15 protein-coding genes, 1 pseudogene and 1 other annotated feature are annotated in these 18,305 nt (G+C 39.4%); of the genes and pseudogenes, 2 read left to right on the top strand and 14 right to left on the bottom strand.

The genetic code is table 11. The features are described from left to right. Positions 1-349: 349 nt before the first annotated feature. The 6 genes from F960_RS20585 to F960_RS20560 form a co-directional block, all read right to left on the bottom strand. Entirely contained in the window at positions 350-637 is a 288-nt protein-coding gene (locus F960_RS20585; protein ID WP_004871296.1) for a type II toxin-antitoxin system RelE family toxin, read from the bottom strand. After that, positions 627-875: a type II toxin-antitoxin system Phd/YefM family antitoxin gene (locus tag F960_RS20580; RefSeq protein WP_004871293.1), complete on the bottom strand. Its 249-nt coding sequence runs from the start codon at positions 873-875 to the stop codon at positions 627-629. Before F960_RS20580 ends, F960_RS20585 begins: the two co-directional genes overlap by 11 nt. 67 nt (positions 876-942) lie before the next feature. Beyond that, positions 943-1,452 (bottom strand): plasmid replication DNA-binding protein, encoded by a 510-nt coding sequence (locus tag F960_RS20575; protein ID WP_035372783.1) that lies wholly within the window; start codon positions 1,450-1,452, stop codon positions 943-945. 87 nt (positions 1,453-1,539) lie between these two features. Continuing rightward, entirely contained in the window at positions 1,540-1,743 is a 204-nt protein-coding gene (locus F960_RS20570; protein ID WP_004871286.1) for a hypothetical protein, read from the bottom strand. Further along, complete coding sequence (repM, locus tag F960_RS20565; RefSeq protein WP_004871284.1) at positions 1,740-2,684, bottom strand: replication initiation protein RepM; 945 nt, start codon at positions 2,682-2,684, stop codon at positions 1,740-1,742. The genes F960_RS20570 and repM overlap by 4 nt, the downstream gene beginning before the upstream one ends. A 657-nt stretch (positions 2,685-3,341) precedes the next feature. Beyond that, positions 3,342-3,620 (bottom strand): GNAT family N-acetyltransferase, encoded by a 279-nt coding sequence (locus F960_RS20560; protein WP_228681427.1) that lies wholly within the window; start codon positions 3,618-3,620, stop codon positions 3,342-3,344. Between the two features lie 93 nt (positions 3,621-3,713). Between F960_RS20560 and F960_RS20555 the strand changes: the two genes are divergently transcribed. Continuing rightward, complete coding sequence (locus F960_RS20555; protein ID WP_004854881.1) at positions 3,714-4,676, top strand: IS30 family transposase; 963 nt, start codon at positions 3,714-3,716, stop codon at positions 4,674-4,676. Between the two features lie 75 nt (positions 4,677-4,751). On the opposite strand, the gene F960_RS20550 is transcribed toward F960_RS20555, so the two are convergent. From F960_RS20550 to F960_RS20535, 4 genes are all read right to left on the bottom strand, one after another. Then, the gene (locus tag F960_RS20550) at positions 4,752-5,942 is read right to left on the bottom strand and encodes an HlyD family type I secretion periplasmic adaptor subunit (protein WP_004871279.1); all 1,191 of its coding nucleotides are present in this window, start codon (positions 5,940-5,942) and stop codon (positions 4,752-4,754) included. Further along, the gene (locus F960_RS20545; RefSeq protein WP_004871275.1) at positions 5,939-8,080 is read right to left on the bottom strand and encodes a type I secretion system permease/ATPase; all 2,142 of its coding nucleotides are present in this window, start codon (positions 8,078-8,080) and stop codon (positions 5,939-5,941) included. Before F960_RS20545 ends, F960_RS20550 begins: the two co-directional genes overlap by 4 nt. Next, the gene (locus F960_RS20540; RefSeq protein WP_004871274.1) at positions 8,077-9,630 is read right to left on the bottom strand and encodes a TolC family protein; all 1,554 of its coding nucleotides are present in this window, start codon (positions 9,628-9,630) and stop codon (positions 8,077-8,079) included. Before F960_RS20540 ends, F960_RS20545 begins: the two co-directional genes overlap by 4 nt. Positions 9,631-10,027: 397 nt before the next feature. Beyond that, positions 10,028-11,103 (bottom strand): IS3-like element ISAba20 family transposase gene (locus F960_RS20535; RefSeq protein ID WP_085945805.1). Its coding sequence is split into 2 segments (ribosomal slippage): positions 10,028-10,851 and positions 10,851-11,103, totalling 1,077 coding nucleotides; the frame shifts between segments, so codons are not numbered across the junction. 70 nt (positions 11,104-11,173) lie between these two features. Here F960_RS20535 and F960_RS22475 point away from each other — a divergent pair. Continuing rightward, positions 11,174-11,562, top strand: a pseudogene (locus tag F960_RS22475) (IS3 family transposase); the annotation flags it as partial. Continuing rightward, positions 11,275-11,391: a sequence feature (AL1L pseudoknot), on the top strand. Its footprint overlaps the pseudogene before it by 117 nt. Before the next feature lie 254 nt (positions 11,563-11,816). Here the strand turns inward: F960_RS22475 and F960_RS20515 are convergent. The 4 genes from F960_RS20515 to F960_RS20500 are packed head-to-tail and all read right to left on the bottom strand — an operon-like array spanning position 11,817 to position 18,176. Beyond that, on the bottom strand, positions 11,817-13,274 hold the full coding sequence (locus F960_RS20515; RefSeq protein WP_004871268.1) for an efflux transporter outer membrane subunit: 1,458 nt from the start codon (positions 13,272-13,274) through the stop codon (positions 11,817-11,819). Between the two features lie 15 nt (positions 13,275-13,289). Beyond that, entirely contained in the window at positions 13,290-14,417 is a 1,128-nt protein-coding gene (locus F960_RS20510) for an ABC transporter permease (protein ID WP_004871265.1), read from the bottom strand. A gap of 1 nt (position 14,418) precedes the next feature. After that, a complete protein-coding gene (gene rbbA / locus F960_RS20505; protein WP_228134761.1) occupies positions 14,419-17,259 on the bottom strand; it encodes a ribosome-associated ATPase/putative transporter RbbA in 2,841 nt (946 codons plus the stop codon). Continuing rightward, positions 17,211-18,176: an HlyD family secretion protein gene (locus F960_RS20500; RefSeq protein WP_228134762.1), complete on the bottom strand. Its 966-nt coding sequence runs from the start codon at positions 18,174-18,176 to the stop codon at positions 17,211-17,213. The genes rbbA and F960_RS20500 overlap by 49 nt, the downstream gene beginning before the upstream one ends. Positions 18,177-18,305: the final 129 nt, after the last annotated feature.

Here is an 18,305-nt window from a genome sequence, read left to right as displayed (position 1 = left end):
CTCAACCATCGTCCTAGAAAAACACTAGGCTGGTATACGCCAAGTGAAGTTATGGCTGGTTTTTATACTGTTGCACTTGCTGCTTGAATCCGCCATACTATTAGATATCAGAATACTCAAATTAGAAATTTTTCCTAAAATTAACATAATACGCCTTATGCGAAATACTTAAATTAATTTATATATTTCAGTAACTTGCATAAAACGTATTTTGACCCAATCCAGTTTTGAAACATCTCGCCCACAAAGTGGGCTTTTTGGTACATTCTGCCAAGAATTTTGACAATTCTTAGCTAAATCAGCAAATCATTGTGTAGCTCAGGTTAAAAAATAAACTTTAGTTAATGTACTATGAGTGGCGAGAATCAGCTACGTTATAGACCGCATTTCGTTCACGTTTTCCAACTGCGATGACCAAAACAACAATCTCATCATCAATCACTTCGTAGACTAGACGATATCCTATACTCCGCAATTTTATTTTATAACGGCTTGTATGTCCTGAAAGCTGATTTTTAGGAATCTTTGGATTTTCTAAGACTTTGACTAATTTCTTTTTGAGCTGCTGCTGAATACTGGGATTTAACTTTTTCCATTCAGCTAAAGCCTGTTCTAGAAATTCTAGCTTATAAGTCATTTATATCTACTTGAATACGTTTTTGGTTTGAACGTGCATCCGCAAGCTGATTGAGTTCAATATCCTCTAATTGCTCAAGCATACTTTCATAAAGTTCGGCAGGAATACAGTAAAAAGCAGGTGTATTACGATTGAGGATCGCCACAGCCTCACCTTGACCTGCAAGAACGGTATCCATTGGACTTTTTTTTAGTTCTGTAATACTCGCTGTCATCCGAGCATGGATTAACTGTGTCATTTAGATAACCTATGAATATACCATAGTGCCAATAATAGCACTTTTAAAAGCATTTTATATAGCTCCATTAGCTATTAGGTAAGAAAAATTTACTCCAAAAGCCACGTTTCGGCTGTTCTTCTTCCTTAATTTCAGGGACAGGAATGCGCTTATTTTCTTCTGACTGGCTAATTTCTTTTTCGCTTTCTTCTAACTGAGGATTTGTTATCATATCTGATTCAGTTTTTTGATCGGTAAACGTGGTCACATTGGTTTTTGGGGCTTCCAAAAGACGTTGCATAGTTTCAATTTGGTTTTGATAAAATCCTTCACGTTCTTTAGCGTCAGAAAGCTGCGATTTCAGCATGTCTATTTGTTGCCTAAGTAGTATATTTTCTGCCGATTCTTGACTGCCTATTTTTATATCTTCTTTTACATTACTTTTCCTACTAGGTTCACCGAATACTCGAATAGCCTCAGATAAATCTATCTTACCATCTGAATTTTTACTTAAAATTCCTTTATTTATACTATTATAAATTGTCTGCCTATTAATTCCATATAACTTAGACAACTCAAGAACGGATAGATTTTTCATAGTTTTAGACATGCCTAACTTTGTAAAAATTAGATGTATAATAGGCTGTAAAATTTACAAATCAAACTTTTTGAAAACTTGATTTTTTCACTTAGTTTTTTTTCTAATTTCTTCTATTTTCCGTTTAGTTTCTTCAAAATATGCTTGTAAACCATCATTAATCCAATGATCAGGACTACCAACAGCTTCATTTTGAAGCCGTATAATCTCATCATTCACTTGTATAATTTTGCTGCTTGGATTACCTAGAATTAAGTTGTTTTTGATGTTTCCTTGCATACAATTTTTCATGATTTACCACCTTTTGGACTAAATCCAAGCTGTTTTAAATATGGGTGAAATTGCTTCTGCTTTTCAGCATCTTTGAGCATACCTTTGATACGTACGGCTAAATCATCATAACTTTCGCCAATACTCGCTAAATGACCTAACTCATGTAGCTGTGCTAGTTGATTACCGAACGTATGGATTTGAGAATCTGTCATGTTATAAAACAGGTCAAGCGTGTTTTGATCTCTATCAATATTTTTATTTTTTACTTTTGGCGTTTGTTTTGGCTTAAATCTAAAAGAAAATCCAACAATGGTGCGCCCTTGCTTATGTTGCTCATAGCTTACTGTAATATCGGTATTCTCGTTAATTTGTTTAATTGCTGGCTCTAGAACACGATTTTTGAAATTATGCATTAATTGGTATTCATTACTTGCAAGTCCCATTCTATCCCTAAAGTCATTAAGGCTCATTTCAGGTACTTTACCTGTACTTCTCCAAGCTATAAGTAATTCGTACAGCCGAGTCGCATACAACCCAAGATTTGCTACTTGGGATAGTTCATAGCTCGTAAAATTTTTCTCTAATTCAGTAATAAGAGGAATAATTTCAGGTGAAAAACGCAACTTAACAACACCTGAACCCTCAACATAAGAAACACCACTTACCCAACGAACTACACGCTTTTCAGGCTTATTTCTTTTTTCATCAATCATCATAAATGTAACCTGACGATTAAATAATGCCTGTGATGCTTCAGAAAGCATCGCATACGCATTTTTTACACTTATATCAAATCGATCAGCATAATGTTGTGCATGTATTTCTAGGAAGGTTTCGGTATCAATTCCTTTTTGTGCTTCTCTTGCTTCAATGATCGCAAGCAATACGATTCTTTGCTCAACAAGACTGAGCGTATAGCTTGCATTGATTAAGGCATTATCCTTAACAACCAACTGCATAATAATTCCTATCCTCCCAATAGAAATACAAATTATCAAACGTATTAATAAATACAACATATTTTTTGTATTTATTAGCAGGGTGAATGTATGTTTATAGCAGGGTGAATGTATGTTTATAGACTATTAAACCATTGGTATATAAGGCTTACAGCTTATTTAAAAGCTTTTAAAAGTATTTAAAATAATTAAAAACCCGCTACGCTATTTTTTTGTTTAAAAATTTAAGATTTTTATTGTCTATTTTTGATAGCAAATGATGGTTTAACTTTGCAATGCAGTTAAAAACGGAAATCAGAGAAGATAAAAATCCAAAGTCGTGTCGGTCACTCGTAGATACTCGTTCGGTCACTTCATCTGAAAACAGTCTAAAACAGCGTTATTTTGCGTTTTTAGCCTGTTTACGCTGTTGGAGTATAGAAACCCCTTGTTTAATCCTTGTTTCTCTTGCTATTTTTATTTGGATTTTCTGGAAAGAAACGCCTATAAAAAATTATCAGCTTAAGATAAAAGTTTCATGTGAATGAAAAAGTGAGGATGTGTATCCTCACTCCTCACAATATTTAAGCTGAAAATACTGAACTATAGCGAGATTATTCTAAATTATCTTCTACTTAAGCTGCACATTGAAAATTTCATATCCAAAGCATCAGGTTATTATACCTTTCCTTCATATAAATAATATAATTCTGTAGAGTCTTCACTATGATCCCAGCTATATTTTTCTTCAGCTATTCTTACTAACCCTTTTCTCTCATAGAAAATAAAATTAGAGCTATTATCAGTGAAAAGAAAAAACTCTTGAATTTTATTTTCAGCAAGATATTCAGTAAAAATTGAATACAGCTTACTTCCTACTCCCATACCTTGATATCGCTCATCTAAAATAAAAAGGTTCAAAGCTGCAGTAAAGTTTTTTTTACTACGCAGATTCAAATCCCAAGTGCAACACACTTGTAGTTAGTTGAAAAAGTTAGGTGTATTCATAGAATCATTAGACTTTTTCAACTCGCAATTGGAAAGCACACAATGAAGAAATACACCCAACTTTCTCAAGATGAAAGATACGAAATTTATGCTACTTTGAAAAGTAAAAGTTCAATCGCTAGCCTTGCTCGGGAGTTAGGGCGTTCACGATCAACCATCTACCGTGAGTTAAAAAGAAATACTGGGCAACGTGGATATAGAGCTCAACAGGCAGCGAAATTTGCAAGTCAAAGACGGTACCATCCTTCATCATCCATGACAGCATTTGCCTTCGCTTATATTGATTACTTAATTGGCTTAGACTGGTCACCAGAACAAATTTCAGGTGCTTTAACACAACGCGGTTGGCTGGATGTACCTTCACATGAGTGGATTTACCAGCACATTTATCAAGATAAATCACAAGGAGGTAACCTCCATCTACACTTAAGGCATCAGAAGAAATATCGAAAACGAGGTTACAAAAACACGGATCGTAGAGGGCAAATCATTGATAAAACAAGTATTCATTGCCGAGACCAGGTCATTGATCAGCGACAACGTTTAGGAGATTTCGAAGGTGATACGGTGATTGGTAAACATCATAAAGGAGCTTTATTAACCCTCGTTGATCGAAAGAGCCTGTACGTACATATTGTTCATTTAGGGTCAACGAGAGCATCCTCTAAAACGATTACTTGTGCATTAGATCGTTTACGAATGAGCCATGCTTATAGTGTAACATTTGATAATGGAAAGGAATTTGCCGAACACAAAAGAATTACTGATGTCGGCATAGATACTTATTTTGCTGATCCTTACAAGTCTATTCAGCGAGCTAGAAATGAAAATACGAATGGTTTAATCCGGCAATATCTGCCAAAATCATCATCGTTTGATGACGTGTCAAACGATGAAATAGAGCAGATAGAATTTTCACTCAACCATCGTCCTAGAAAAACACTAGGCTGGTATACGCCAAGTGAAGTTATGGCTGGTTTTTATACTGTTGCACTTGCTGCTTGAATCCGCCAAGTAAAAAAATGATCCCGTTAAAGTAAAACGGGATCATACTTAGCATCTAGAAAGTGGATTAAAAAATCATCGCTCTCGTAACGCTTCGTTTGCTTTATTAAATGGCTTCAGCAAATAATCTAATACTGTTTTTTGGCCAGTTTTAATATCAACCGTTGCGACCATACCAGGTGTAATCGCAAATGCTTTACCTGCTTTATTGTATAGTTTGTCAGTTTCAGTACGAATATAAACACGATAGTAAAACTGATCTTGTTTAACCTCATCTCGAATTGTATCTGGTGAAATCACCTTTACTTTGCCTTTTAAACCACCATAGATTGAATAATCATATGCAGTGATTTTGACTAAGGCTTCTTGGTTTGGTCGAATAAAGGCAATATCTCGTGGCGAAATACGTGCTTCAATAAGCAACTGATCCTCTAAAGGCACAATGGTCATCAACTTACCATTTTGCGGTACAACACCACCAATGGTCATTACATCAATTTCTTTTACCACACCACGTACAGGCGCTTTAAATACAGCACGATTTAATGCATCTGAACGCCCTTTTACTACCTGCTCTTGCTGTTCAATATCTGTACTTGCCTTAGATAATTCCTCACGCGCTTTAACATAATATTGGTTTTGAATATCACTCATCTGATTACGCAGCTCATTAGCTTGACGTTTCAGACGTAACACTTCAACCTCACTGGCTGCACCTTTGGCAACAAGAGGTTCTGTCATACTGAGTTCTTGTTCAACTAAACTTAATGCACGCTTCAAACCCGCAATAGATGCGGAAAGGTTCTCTTGACGTGAATGGTAAAGCTGTGTTTCCTCTCGAACTAAATCTGGCGCATTGCGTAAAGAATCAGGAAAAACCAATTTTGTCCCATTTACCTCAGCGCGCAATCGAGCAGCAGTAGCTTGTGCAGATAGTAATAAGGATTTAGATTCATCAACATTAGAAGCAAAACGCGTTGGATCTAACTCAGCCAATACTTGTCCTTCTTTAACAATATCGCCTTCTTTAACATTAAGTTTGGTTAATATCCCCCCCTCAAGTGACTGAATTACCTGATCTTTAGAGGATGGTACAACTTTACCTGTACCTGTTGATACTTCTTCCAATTCAAATATTGCAGACCAAGCCAATAAAACACCAAGACCAATGCAAATAATCCAAACCAAATAACTTGATTTCGGTAATGGTGGTTCGCTTTGACTTAATTGCAAGGTCGATTTATTTTTTTTATTGCTAGCACTCATGATTTTGCTCCCGTAGCAACTTGCTCAGGTTTAGGCTGATTATTCGAGAGAATTTGATCACGTGGACCATCCATCACAATACGACCATTATTTACTACGATAATACGATCAACTAACTCTAAAACAGCACGACGATGTGTCGCCACCACTAAAGTGCGATGACCTAACCATGCTTTTAAGTGCTCAATTAATTGTTTCTCAGCAACATCATCAATAGATGCAGTAGGCTCATCTAAAAGTAAGACATTAGGTTGACACAACAATAAACGTGTTAGTAATAGTGCTTGACGTTGTCCACCAGAGAAACCACCACCACCTTCAAGCACAATATGCTCTAAACCTTCTTTTTTCGCCTGAACAAATGCTAAAGCACCTGTAATATTCAATGCTTTGAGAATGTCATCATCACTACTGAGTGGTGCACCAAGCGTTAGGTTTTCACGAATCGTGCCATAAAAAAGATGGGCGTTTTGGTTAAGCAATCCAACATCACGACGCACATCCGCAGGGTCTAATAAATGTAAATCCACACCATCTAGCTGAATACTGCCCTGATCTGGACTTTGCATACCCGATAATAACTGCAATAACGTCGATTTACCTGCACCATTGCGCCCCAGAATAGCAATGCGTTCACCAGGTTTAATTGTCAAGTTTTGAATCGCTAAACTTGGTTGACTGTCTTCCTCTGTGTATTTAAATGCAACATTATTAAATTGATACGCACCATTAATTGCTGCACGTTGAATTAACTGTGCACGCTCTGGCTGATCCACAGGTTTTTTCATTAATTCATCTAAACTTTGTTTTGCTGTTTTCGACTGTTGTAAACGACCAAGTACAGCTGAAATATTGGCAATTGGTGCCAACATGCGTGAAGAGAGAATCGAGCATGCCACCAAAGCCCCTGTGGTCATTTCACCTTCCATAACCGCAAAGCATCCCACTAAAACCACAATCGCAAAAGTTAAACCCTGAATTTTTTGTGACCATGTAGAAATAAAATGGGTGATTTTTCGTTGTTTCATGCTGATGCTAGCAGACACATCATTCATGTGGTTCCATTGGTTTTGAAATCTTGATTCTGCACGTAACAGTTTAATATCTTCAATACCTTGTACCGACTCAACCAATATTGCATTACGGATTGATGACTCACGCATACCTTCTTGCGCCAACTTAGCTAAAGGCTTTTGTGCCAACAAACCAGGTAAAATCATAATCGGGACAATGATCACAATCACCCAAAATAAATTACCACCAATTAACCAAAAAATTGCTAAGAATAAGAAAAAGAAAGGCAAATCTGCAATGGCAGAAATAGTGGTTGATGTCACCATTTCACGAACACTTTCCAATTCACGAATTTGCGAAATAAAAGTTCCCGTTGATTTAGAGCGTTCTTTATTTTTAATGCGTAATGCATGACCAAAAACACGATCAGAGATCTTTAAGTCTGCGCGCTTACCAATCATATCTGAGATATGTGCACGCGCTAAACGTAATACAAATTCAAACACTGCAGCCAAGATCACACCACTAAACAGTACCCAGAGTGTTGGTATCGACTGCGATGGTACCACTCGGTCATATACATTCATGGAAAAGACAATAGTGGCCAATGCCAAGATATTTGCCAATAAAGAGGCAAATAAAATATCAATGTAACGTTTCCAGTCTTTCAGCACGATGCTCCAAAACCAATTTTTCTCAAATGGTTTGATATATTCATCAACACGTGCATCTGATACTGAAATTTCAGGGCGTAAGATATAGGCAACGTCTACATGTTCAAGTAAAGTCGTTACACTAAATTGTTGTGCTAAGCCCTGATCCCCACTCATTTGTACACTGAGATTGCCTTGATCATCCGCTTTATCAATAACACCAACTTGACCATCTTTAAAACCGACAACCAAAGGTAAACGCCACGGATTCAATAAATCTTGGCTAAACTCGACTTTTCTTAAACTCAACCCGACTTGGCGAGTAATCATATGTAAGGCATCATCTAAAGTATGATGATCACCCCAATTTAACTCTAAACGAATACGTTCCTCTGAAGGCTCAATCCGATAATGTTTGGCAACAGTTAATACCGCTTGTAACCACGGTTGGGTATTGATTTTATTACTCATGGTCGGATCTCTACCCCTTGAATTGTCATATTGTTGAGCTGATAAACATCACGTGCGTTACCGCTCACTGCAATAAATTGCACCAAACTGCTATAAATATCGTAACGGTTCGTCTCAATTTGCATGCTGGCACTATGAATACTTTGTTCGGCATTGAGCAAATCCACCACAGTACGTGTGCCAAGTTTATATTGCTCTTGATATAGCTCTTTGGTTCGTACAGAAATAGATTGTTGGCTAATCAACACATCCATTTGACGTTTCTTATTTTCAATATTTTCTCGAGTTGCACGAATCTGGTTTAACACATCTAATTGCACTGCATTGACTTGAGCACGTGCCGCTTGTTCTGCATAACTTGCAGCACGTGAGCGTGAGTTGGTTGCGCCACCCTGATAAAAGTTGCTATTCGCTTCAAACATGATTGAGTTATACATACCGTTATCTTCGTGGTTATTTGGGTTAACCCCATTTACCGCCTGGCTCAACGAACCTTTAATATTAAATGTTGGATATCGACTTAAATCGACTTGTTTCTTTTGTAATTGGGCAACCTCAATTTCTGCTTGTGCTGCCATCATTCTAGGAATTTTGCTAAATTCAGCTGCCTCAAATATTTTTGAGTTTTGCAATAATCCGTCTGGAAGTTTCCATTGTGTTGCACGAGTATCGAGGTTTAATAATGTGCGCAACTTTTCTTGGTAAATCGATAGTTGACTTTGTTGTGCAATCAAGTTTGAGCGCGCAGCTTCCAAATAAGACTGCGCTTGCACAGGGTCAGCCTGACTACTGATACCCGCTTTTGCACGTAAATTGGCAATCTCTGCAATTCGACTAATCCCAGCAATCTGATCCTGAGCGATTTCGCTTAAAGTCCGATAACGATTAATATTGACGATGGTATCCGCAACCTGGCTAGCAATATCATCAATATTAATTAATACATTCGCTTGATTAACCAATAGTTTTGCCTGCTGTTCACTGACCAAACTCTTGGTTTTACCAAAGTCATATAACATCTGTGTTGCATTAATACTGATCAGTTGACGTCCACCCTCACCATGACTCATATCTCCTGTTGAAATCCCACCAGAAATTTGTGGATAGTAATTTGCTTTTGCAACATCGATATTTGAATTTTGCGCAGCAAGATTAGAGATACTCTGACTGATTTGAGGATGCCGAGAAACTGCACGCTGAATAGCACTATAAAAGTCTAAACTTTCAAATGCGTACTGTGTGCCCACCGCTTGATCGTTTGTTGAACGACTCTGTTGGCGATTGGGTTGATAACCAATGGTCGGTAAACTGTCTGTTTGTGTTGGATCATAATCATACTTAGACAATTGATTTAATTTAATGGTCTTATATTCTTCGCTACTTTGTGGACTGAGTAATTGATTAAAACCGTCTTTTAATGTTTGCCTTAAGGGAGTTTTCTGAGCATTAAATTGAGAAAGCATATTTTGAGCATCAGGATTATCTTGCTGATTGATCGGCAGTGCTTGTTCTGTGCCAACACGTGCAAAAGCTATGCACGGGTGAAACATTAACAGTAGCACGCAAATACTTAATCTCTTATTTACAAATGAATGATTATGACTAAGCACGTAAATTCTCTAAATTATGTTTACATTTTACAGTCCGAGAGTATACATTTTTCAATTCAACAATTCTAATTATATTCAAGTATTTTTCTCAGTATATTACGCTTAAACAAACTATTCATTCTGATTACATTGTTATATAAACCATATATTTTATTTATAAATATCATGTGCTTAAATTTTTTTAATATATGCAAGAAACATATTTCTATTGGTTTATTCATTCCCCCTACCATTGGAGAGATATATTTAACTATATTTTAAAATTCTCTTCATACACAATAGATGGTAATACCCCCCATTTTTAATTGAATTAATGGGTAGAAAATCTAAAGCCTTGTTATTGTTTAAAAATAGGTGGACAACCATTTACTGACATATGAGGTCGTTCATGATTATAAAAGTACTGCCAGTCAGTTGTATAGTCCTGCACCTCGCTCAGATCTCGAAATAAATATTGATTTAGACACTCATAACGTACTGTACGATTAAATCGCTCAACATATGCATTTTGCTGTGGATTGCCTGGTTGAGTAAATACATGCTCAATACCATGCTGATCACACCACTTTTCCATCAGCTCACTTATATACTCTGGGCCATTGTCGGTTCTAATGCGTTTAGGTTTACCTCGCCATTCAATGAGCTGATCAAGTCCTCTCAGCACACGTTCTGCTGGCAACGAAAAGTCAATCAATATATCCAATGACTCGCGATTATAGTCATCAATCACGTTGTGAACTCGATAACTACGTCCATCACTGAGTTGATCATACATAAAGTCCATTGACCATGATTCATTCTTAGCTGTCGGTACTGCAAGGGTTTCAGGCTGTTCTCGTTTAATCCGCTTATTAGGCTTGATTCTTAAATTAAGCTCAAGCTCCTTATAAATGCGATAGACACGTTTGTGGTTCCATTTGTATTTTTTAACATTACGCAAATACAGGAAACAAAGCTTGAAGCCCCATGTTTTATGATCATTGGTTAATTGAATCAACCATTCGGCAATCTGTTGATTCTCTTCATCTAAACGAGCTTTATAGCGATAACACGTTTGACTGACTTTAAAAATTAAGCAGGCCATGCTGATTGAAATCTTAAATTGCTCAGTAGCTTGCTGAGCAAGTAACTTTCGCTGAACAGGCCTTAAAACTTTTTTAAAAGTGCATCTTGCAAGATGTCTGACTTTAGCCGCTCATCAGCATACATGCGTTTTAAACGGGCATTTTCAGCCTCAAGTTCTTTAAGCCGCGTCATCATTGAAAGATCCATGCCGCCATATTTGGACTTCCACTTGTAGAATGTAGCAGAGCTCATACCATGTTCGCGGCACAAGTTCGGTATGGGTGTTCCTGCTTCAGCTTGCTTCAAGATACTCATGATCAAGCTGTCTGAATACTTAGATGTTTTCATAGAAAATCTCCTTAAATCAAGGTTATTCGATTTTCTACTTTTAAACTCAATTATTTTTAGGGAGGATTACCCTGCCAAAGTACAACAGATATCTGACCAAGAAAAAATGAAGCAAATGGAACGTGAAATTAAAGAATTAAAACGTGCCAATGAAATTCTACGTAAAGCAGCCGCTTTTTTCGCCCAGGCGGAGCTCGACCGCCCACACAAATAATGGTGGATTTTATCCTTAACAATAAAGATCGATATGGTGTTGAGGCGATTTGTAGGATTTTACCGATCGCTACTTCAACCTATTACCGGACTTTAGATCTCACAGTAAATCCAGAACATCGAGCGAAACAAGATTTACATGACTTGCAGCATGCTGAGGAGATTAAGCGAATTTGGAAAGAAAGTTCAGGTCGATACGGTGTGCGTAAGGTCTGGCAACAACTGAAACGTGAAGGCCAAGTATTATTGTTTATTACTTAGTATTTAACTTTATTACTCAAAAACACAATCAGAATAATTTTCACATGATGCTTTTAGATATAAACAATCTCATGACGTAGCAGTGCTACAACCTGACTGCTCAAACCATTGGATAAATAAAGCCCTTGTAAAAACAAGGGCTTTATTACACAAATATTCAAAAGCTGAATTTTTCCAAACCATCAAAATTTAAATTTCTACCTGGGTAGAAGATGAATAGAGCAATTAAAGCACTTTATTCAGTCAGACTGGGTGGATTGCCACCCCCCGCCAAGTGTTTTATACAGATCCAGTAGATTTTGTGCCTGCGCCAGCTTTCCCTGAACCTGTTTATCTGCAAGCTCATTTGCGGTTAAACGTGCACTAAGTGCACGATCCAGCGTCATTTGGCCATAACGATACAATGTACTGGCATCTTTGGCTTGTTGATTGGCTTTATGCAGTGCCTGTGCCAATAAAAGATTTTGACGACTTAACGCAAATTGAAGCTGATAACTACTGTCTACTTCAGCAAGTGCTTTTAATACAGCATGATCATAATCGGCCAGAGCAGCCTGCAAACGATGATCACTTATTTCAATATTATGATGAATACGTCCGGCTGTAAAAATTGGCAAAGTCATCCCTGCACTCACCAAACCACCATAACCTTTTAAATCTGGTAAATCGCTATCCAGACTCAATTGCCCGGTTTGCCAAAAAAACTGCATATTAAAACGCGGTAATAAATCTGCCTGTGCACTGGCCCGTTTGGCACTATATGCTTGTACCACCGCCTGTTTGGCCTGTATATCTGGACGACGATTCAGGATTTGCAACGGCCGCTGTCCTTGCGGGGGGGCTGGAATATGCTGCAAGATATTTTGTGGGCTTGCTGCGAGTTTAAATCCTTGTGGCACTTGGCCGGTCAATACCGCGATATTACGCTGATACGCATCGGCCTGTGCCTGTAGAGTGGCTAATTGTGCTTGTACTGCTGTAAGTTTGGCATCTACATCTTTAACATCATAATCGGTAATCTGGCCAGCTCTAAATCTCCCCTGAGCATACCGTTTTAACTGCTGTAACGTCGCAACCGTATGATCACCAATTTTGATGCGTTGCTGTAAACTGCGAACGGTAAAGTAATTCTGGGCAATATCACTAGCAACCAGCATTTGAGCGCCATACCATTGCTGCATGGTCGCCAGACTGGCATATCGGGCAGCATCTACATCACTTTTTTTCTGTCCAAAAATATCGAGTTCCCAGCTCGCAATAAAGCCCATGTGCTGCGCATGTCCATTAAAATTGAAATTATCATCGCCCAGTGATGACCCGAGTTGAGATAAAACATTTTTCACATCTGAATTTAACGGATTGTCTAGCTGGAATTGATGAGCACTAACCCCTGCATTGGCCCCTAAGGCGGGCTTGAGGTCGGCTTCTGCTAATTGTGTGGTAGAACGTGCAGCCTGTAAATTTTCCAGTGCTACCTTTAACTCGTGATTGGTTGTCAGTCCCTGTTCAATCAATCGGTTTAGCACAGGATCATTCCAGTTTTGCCACCATTGTGCAATTTCTGCCGATCCTTTTGCCATATCGGTCTGATCAAATTGTAAAGGCAGCATAACCTGGGACTCTACTTGGACTTGATTTTTGGCACAGCCACTTAAAATTAACCCCGTTAACAAACTCACATACAGCCATTTATTCATTTTTATCCCCCTGGTTTAACCTTGCCGTGCCAACATATGACGAAAACGCCCAAGTGCCAATGCCAGAAATACAATCCCCATCAGCGTCATAATCAGTAATTTATCCCACACACTATCAATACCGGCATTCCGGAATAAAACAAACTGTCCGAACTGAACATATTGTGTGACGGGTGAAATCTGCGTCAACCATTGCATGACTTCAGGCATACTTTCCAGTGGCGACTCCGAACCGGACAATAACCGTGTGACCACATATACCGGCAAACATAGCAAGCCAAATTGTGGCATTGTGGGAGCAAGCGTTGCCAACCAGATTCCCAGTGCCGATACCGAAAACAAATAAATCACTGTTCCCAAGGTAAATAAAGTCACAGAACCATTAATGGGTACCTGCAACCAGTGATTTACGACAAGCCATAAGGACAGTAAAGCAGCTACGGTAATCACCAATCCATTGGTCAGAATTTTGGCCATAGCAATTTCACTGGCAGAAACTGGCATCACCAATAAATGCTCAATGGTTCCATGTTCACGCTCGCGGATAATTGCCGCACCAACCAGCACCATGGCCAGCAGGGTAATATTGGCAATAATCTGCACAACACTGAGATACCAATGTGATTCGCCATTCGGGTTATACATGACATGCAGGACAGGCTTCACCGGGAGTAAACTTTCTGAAGAAGGCTGTTTTAAAAATTGACTGACTTGCTGTGAAATGATTTGTTGAAGATAGACTAGACCAATACCGGCCTGTGTAACTGAGGTTGCATCCGCCAAAACCTGAATTTCAGGGGCACGACCTGCGACCACATCTTTTTCAAAATTGGCAGGAATGTCAATCACAAAAACATATCCGCCCTGATTCATCTGCTGGTCGATATTTTCCCGTTGTTCCAGTACTGGCGTTTTAAAATACGGCTGCTGTAAGGCATCCCGTATTTGATACGATAACTGCGAATGGTCGGCATCGAGAATGGCAATTGATGAATGACGGACTTCCGTGGTAATTCCTGTAGAAACCGTATAAACAGCCACCGAAAGGACCACCACAATCAAGACCATTAACGTATAATCACCTAGCAAACTGCGCAGTTCTTTCCGGCTTAAAAACCAGACATTTTTCATCCATTGCCACATGCTATTGCTCCTGTTTCTTTAAGAACAAACCTGCCAGCAATACATATAGGATGCAAAATAGCGTCAACATTACATAATATTGGACAAAATCCTGAAAACCCAAACCCTTGGTAAAACTCCCCAGACTGATCAATTGATACCATGCAGTTGGAAATCCCCAACCGATCCAATAATTTACGCCCGTTAATGTAGATAATGGATAAAGTAACCCTGAAAAATTCAATGCGGGAATTAAGGTAAAAATCGCCGATGCAAAAATCGCCGCAACCTGCGTTTTGACCAGACTCGAAATCAATAAACCAAAAGCTGTCGCGGCACAAACCAGTAAGAGTGCCCCTAATGTCATGGCCCAGAAACTTCCTGAAACAGGGACATCCAGCACCACAACGGCAAGCCAGACCAGACTGAAATAACTGCACATCGCCAAAGCGATATAAGGTAACTGTTTACCAATTAAAAACTGTCGGACTGATGCCGGAGACGTATACAAGTTGGTAATTGAGCCGATTTCCCGCTCTCGCACCACACCGAGGGCGGTCATCATGGCGGGAATCAACATCATCGCCATCATGATCATTCCAGGTGTAAAAGCATAAATACTTTTGAAATCCTGATTATAGACAAATCTTGGCTGTATCGAGACCGCAGATTTGACCTCTATCGGCAGCCCCATGGCCGTTATTTTATCTGTCCCGTAATTACTCATCATGCCAAGAATAAAACCCTTAATATTTTCCGCAGTAAATGGCATGGAACCATCTACATAGAAGCCGACTTCCGGTTTATTTCCACGCATCAGATCTCGACCAAAATCAGGTGGAATATCAATCACCAACCTGGCTGTAGATGTTCTTAACACAGGATCAATTTCAGCCTCGGAACCAATATATTTTTCCAGCGTAAAATATCGCGAAGCCGTAAAATATTCCGTTAAGGCCCGACTTTCCACACTTTGATCACGATCCAGAATTGCGAGTTTGACATTTTTAACATCAAAAGAAACGCTATAGGATGCTGTCATCATGAGAATGATCGGGCCAAGAATCGCAAAAAACATTCGAATCGGATCACGCCATAACTCTTTGCCTTCCCTGACAGCAAATGTCCAGACCATGGCAAACCAGGCCATTAATCTATAAAAAAGTGTCTGGTTCTGGCGGGCTTCACTTCTTAAACTCTCTTGCTCTTGATCGGTGTGATGCTGAACAGGGTGTTCAGCTTCACCTGATGCTTGCTCCAGATAAATAATAAATGCCTGCTCGAGTTCATCTGTGTGTTGCGCCTGACACAATGCCTGCGGTGTCCCTACTGCCAGAACCCGTCCACGGTGCATAAATGAAATACGGTCACAACGTTCAGCTTCATTCATAAAATGCGTCGAAACAAATATCGTAATACGATCCTGTCGCGATAATTTTATGAGATGCTGCCAGAACATATCTCGTGCAGCTGGATCGACGCCAGAAGTAGGCTCATCCAGAATCAATACTTCCGGATGATGTAAACATGCTGCGGCTAACTGTAAGCGTTGCCGAATACCTAAAGGCAAAGCGGCGGGCTGAGTATCTGCTTCTTTTTGCAGATCAAACTGCTGCAATGCACTTTGCACTGCATTTTTAGCATCATTCCCTGTGAGCCTGTACAATTTTGCATGTAGTTCCAGATTCTGACGTACCGTTAATTCTTCATATAATGAAAATGCCTGTGACATATAACCCACTTTCATTCGGGTTGCCATGTCTCCTGCATTAATTTCTTTTCCTAGCAGTTTTGCCGTGCCTGAACTGATATCCAGCAAGCCTGTTAGCATTTTCATGGTGGTGGATTTGCCACATCCATTTGAGCCTAAAAAACCAAAAATTTCACCGCGTGCAATCGTAACGTTAACATGATCTACTGCAATAAAATCACCAAATTGCTTGGTCAAATCATGTGCTTCAATTGCCGGAGGAGAATCTGGATCTGCAACAAATGGCGTCACGTGTAACACGCCCGTTCCACGTTTATTTTCTGGCAGCAGCTTCACATAAGCTTCTTCGAGTGTTTGACTCTGGGTCTGCTGTAACACTTCCTGCGTTGTTGCATTGGCAATTAACTGTCCATCATCCATCGCCAATAAATATTCAAAGCGTTGCGCTTCGTCAATGTAAGCGGTTGAAACAATCACCGTCATTTCCGTATTTTCAGCGCGTAAATCATCAACCAGATTCCAGAATTGCCGTCTTGATAAAGGATCAACACCTGTCGTCGGCTCATCTAGAATTAATAATTGCGGATTATGGACTAAAGCACAGCATAAACTCAGCTTTTGTTTCATGCCGCCAGATAATTTACCAGCCGGACGATTCACAAAAGGATCTAATCCTGTTGCCTGTAATAATCGCTGGATTCGCTGTTTTCGGGCACGGGTATCCAAACCAAAAAGGCTCGCATGAAAATCTACATTTTCATAGACAGACAATGTGGGATATAAATTGTGCCCCAAACCTTGGGGCATAAAAGCGATACGCTGTGACAAATGTTTCTGGATTTTTTTTTGTGAAATATCCTGATCAAAAATCAAAACCTGCCCGCTTTGGATCACCTTCACCCCGGCAATAAGGGATAATAATGTTGATTTTCCAACACCATCAGGTCCAATCAACCCGACTGTAACAGATTTGGGAATCGACAGATGAATATTATTTAATGCTCGAACCTGCCCATAAGTATGAGAAACGCCCTGTAACGATACAGCAGTTACAGTGTTTTCTTGCTGTTTTACATCCGTCATGGCGAACTGCCTATTCAATTTTATTGTGTTCTGGCGTTTTGCTGTAATTGCGGTAATTTGGCCTGCCATTGTACTGGCCATGCCTCTTGTGGATTGGTACGGACATAACCATTACCAGTTAAGCCACCTTTTAACACCCCTTGATACTGCAAGCTAATTTGTTGGGGAATACGCAATTTTACCTTATACATAAGTTTTTCGCGTTCATTGGCTGTTTCCACATATTTAGGGGTAAATTGTGTATTGCTGGCAATAAATGTAATTTTTGCAGGCCAAACTGCATCAATCCCGTCAAGCACAACTATGGCATCATCACCCAGCTTTAATTTTCCAACGGTATCTGTAGGAAGAAAAATTGATAAAGTCACATCACTAGGATCAAGTAAAGTGATGACTTTACTGCCAGGCCCAACAACATTGCCCAGTTCCGCAATACGATACTCTACCCGACCAGTCTGTGGTGCGCGGATGAACATATCCTTATTGGCCGAAGATGCGATATTCATTTGTGCCTGAGCCTGATTAACCGCAGCAATTGCTGACTCCCGTGCTGCCTGGGTTGCTTTAACCGCAGCTGCCTCGCCATCCCGTGCTGCTTGACGGCGTTGCACTTCTACCACAGAAATCAAATCCTCCTTTTTCAGCTGTAGCGCATTATCCAGCTCGAGTTGTGCAACCTTTAACTGCTGTTGTCTTGCTGCAATCTCAGCTTCGGCCTGATGTACTGCTTCTTCTGCACGCTGTTTACTGGCTTGTGCACCTTCAACCAAACTGTGACTTTGCTCAGCTGACAAAACCACTAATACTTCATCTTTTTTAACCAGATCACCTTCTTGTACCTTAATATCAATCACCCGGCCTGGATACAAAGAGGCGACATCAAGTCGCTGTAGTTCCAATCGCCCATTACTCCCCTCAAAACCCGAAGGTAATTTTTTCAAACTTTGCATATTGACCCATACAGCCCCCCCGATAAGTACACACACAATTACAGCAATAATGAGCCATTTTTTTTGCATTGGCTTTATTCCTTATCAAATACAGACATAAAGGCATATTATAATGGTTCGGTTACACAAACCAGTCCATCAAAACTTATTCAGTAATATTATTTC

It is taken from the genome of Acinetobacter gerneri DSM 14967 = CIP 107464 = MTCC 9824, from assembly GCF_000368565.1.
Taxonomy (GTDB): Bacteria; Pseudomonadota; Gammaproteobacteria; order Pseudomonadales; family Moraxellaceae; genus Acinetobacter; species Acinetobacter gerneri.
Note: the sequence above shows the minus strand (reverse complement) of the source record. Positions and strands in the feature narration are given on the sequence as shown.

Excerpts from the sequence above, each read along its gene's own strand:
- F960_RS20585 (WP_004871296.1), bottom strand. The coding sequence starts at position 637 with ATGACTTATAAGCTAGAATTTCTAGAACAGGCTTTAGCTGAATGGAAA.
- F960_RS20580 (WP_004871293.1), bottom strand. The coding sequence starts at position 875 with ATGACACAGTTAATCCATGCTCGGATGACAGCGAGTATTACAGAACTA.
- F960_RS20575 (WP_035372783.1), bottom strand. The coding sequence starts at position 1,452 with ATGAAAAATCTATCCGTTCTTGAGTTGTCTAAGTTATATGGAATTAAT.
- F960_RS20570 (WP_004871286.1), bottom strand. The coding sequence starts at position 1,743 with ATGAAAAATTGTATGCAAGGAAACATCAAAAACAACTTAATTCTAGGT.
- repM (WP_004871284.1), bottom strand. The coding sequence starts at position 2,684 with ATGCAGTTGGTTGTTAAGGATAATGCCTTAATCAATGCAAGCTATACG.
- F960_RS20555 (WP_004854881.1), top strand. The coding sequence starts at position 3,714 with ATGAAGAAATACACCCAACTTTCTCAAGATGAAAGATACGAAATTTAT.
- F960_RS20550 (WP_004871279.1), bottom strand. The coding sequence starts at position 5,942 with ATGAGTGCTAGCAATAAAAAAAATAAATCGACCTTGCAATTAAGTCAA.
- F960_RS20545 (WP_004871275.1), bottom strand. The coding sequence starts at position 8,080 with ATGAGTAATAAAATCAATACCCAACCGTGGTTACAAGCGGTATTAACT.
- F960_RS20540 (WP_004871274.1), bottom strand. The coding sequence starts at position 9,630 with ATGTTTCACCCGTGCATAGCTTTTGCACGTGTTGGCACAGAACAAGCA.
- F960_RS20515 (WP_004871268.1), bottom strand. The coding sequence starts at position 13,274 with ATGAATAAATGGCTGTATGTGAGTTTGTTAACGGGGTTAATTTTAAGT.
- F960_RS20510 (WP_004871265.1), bottom strand. The coding sequence starts at position 14,417 with ATGTGGCAATGGATGAAAAATGTCTGGTTTTTAAGCCGGAAAGAACTG.
- rbbA (WP_228134761.1), bottom strand. The coding sequence starts at position 17,259 with ATGGCAGGCCAAATTACCGCAATTACAGCAAAACGCCAGAACACAATA.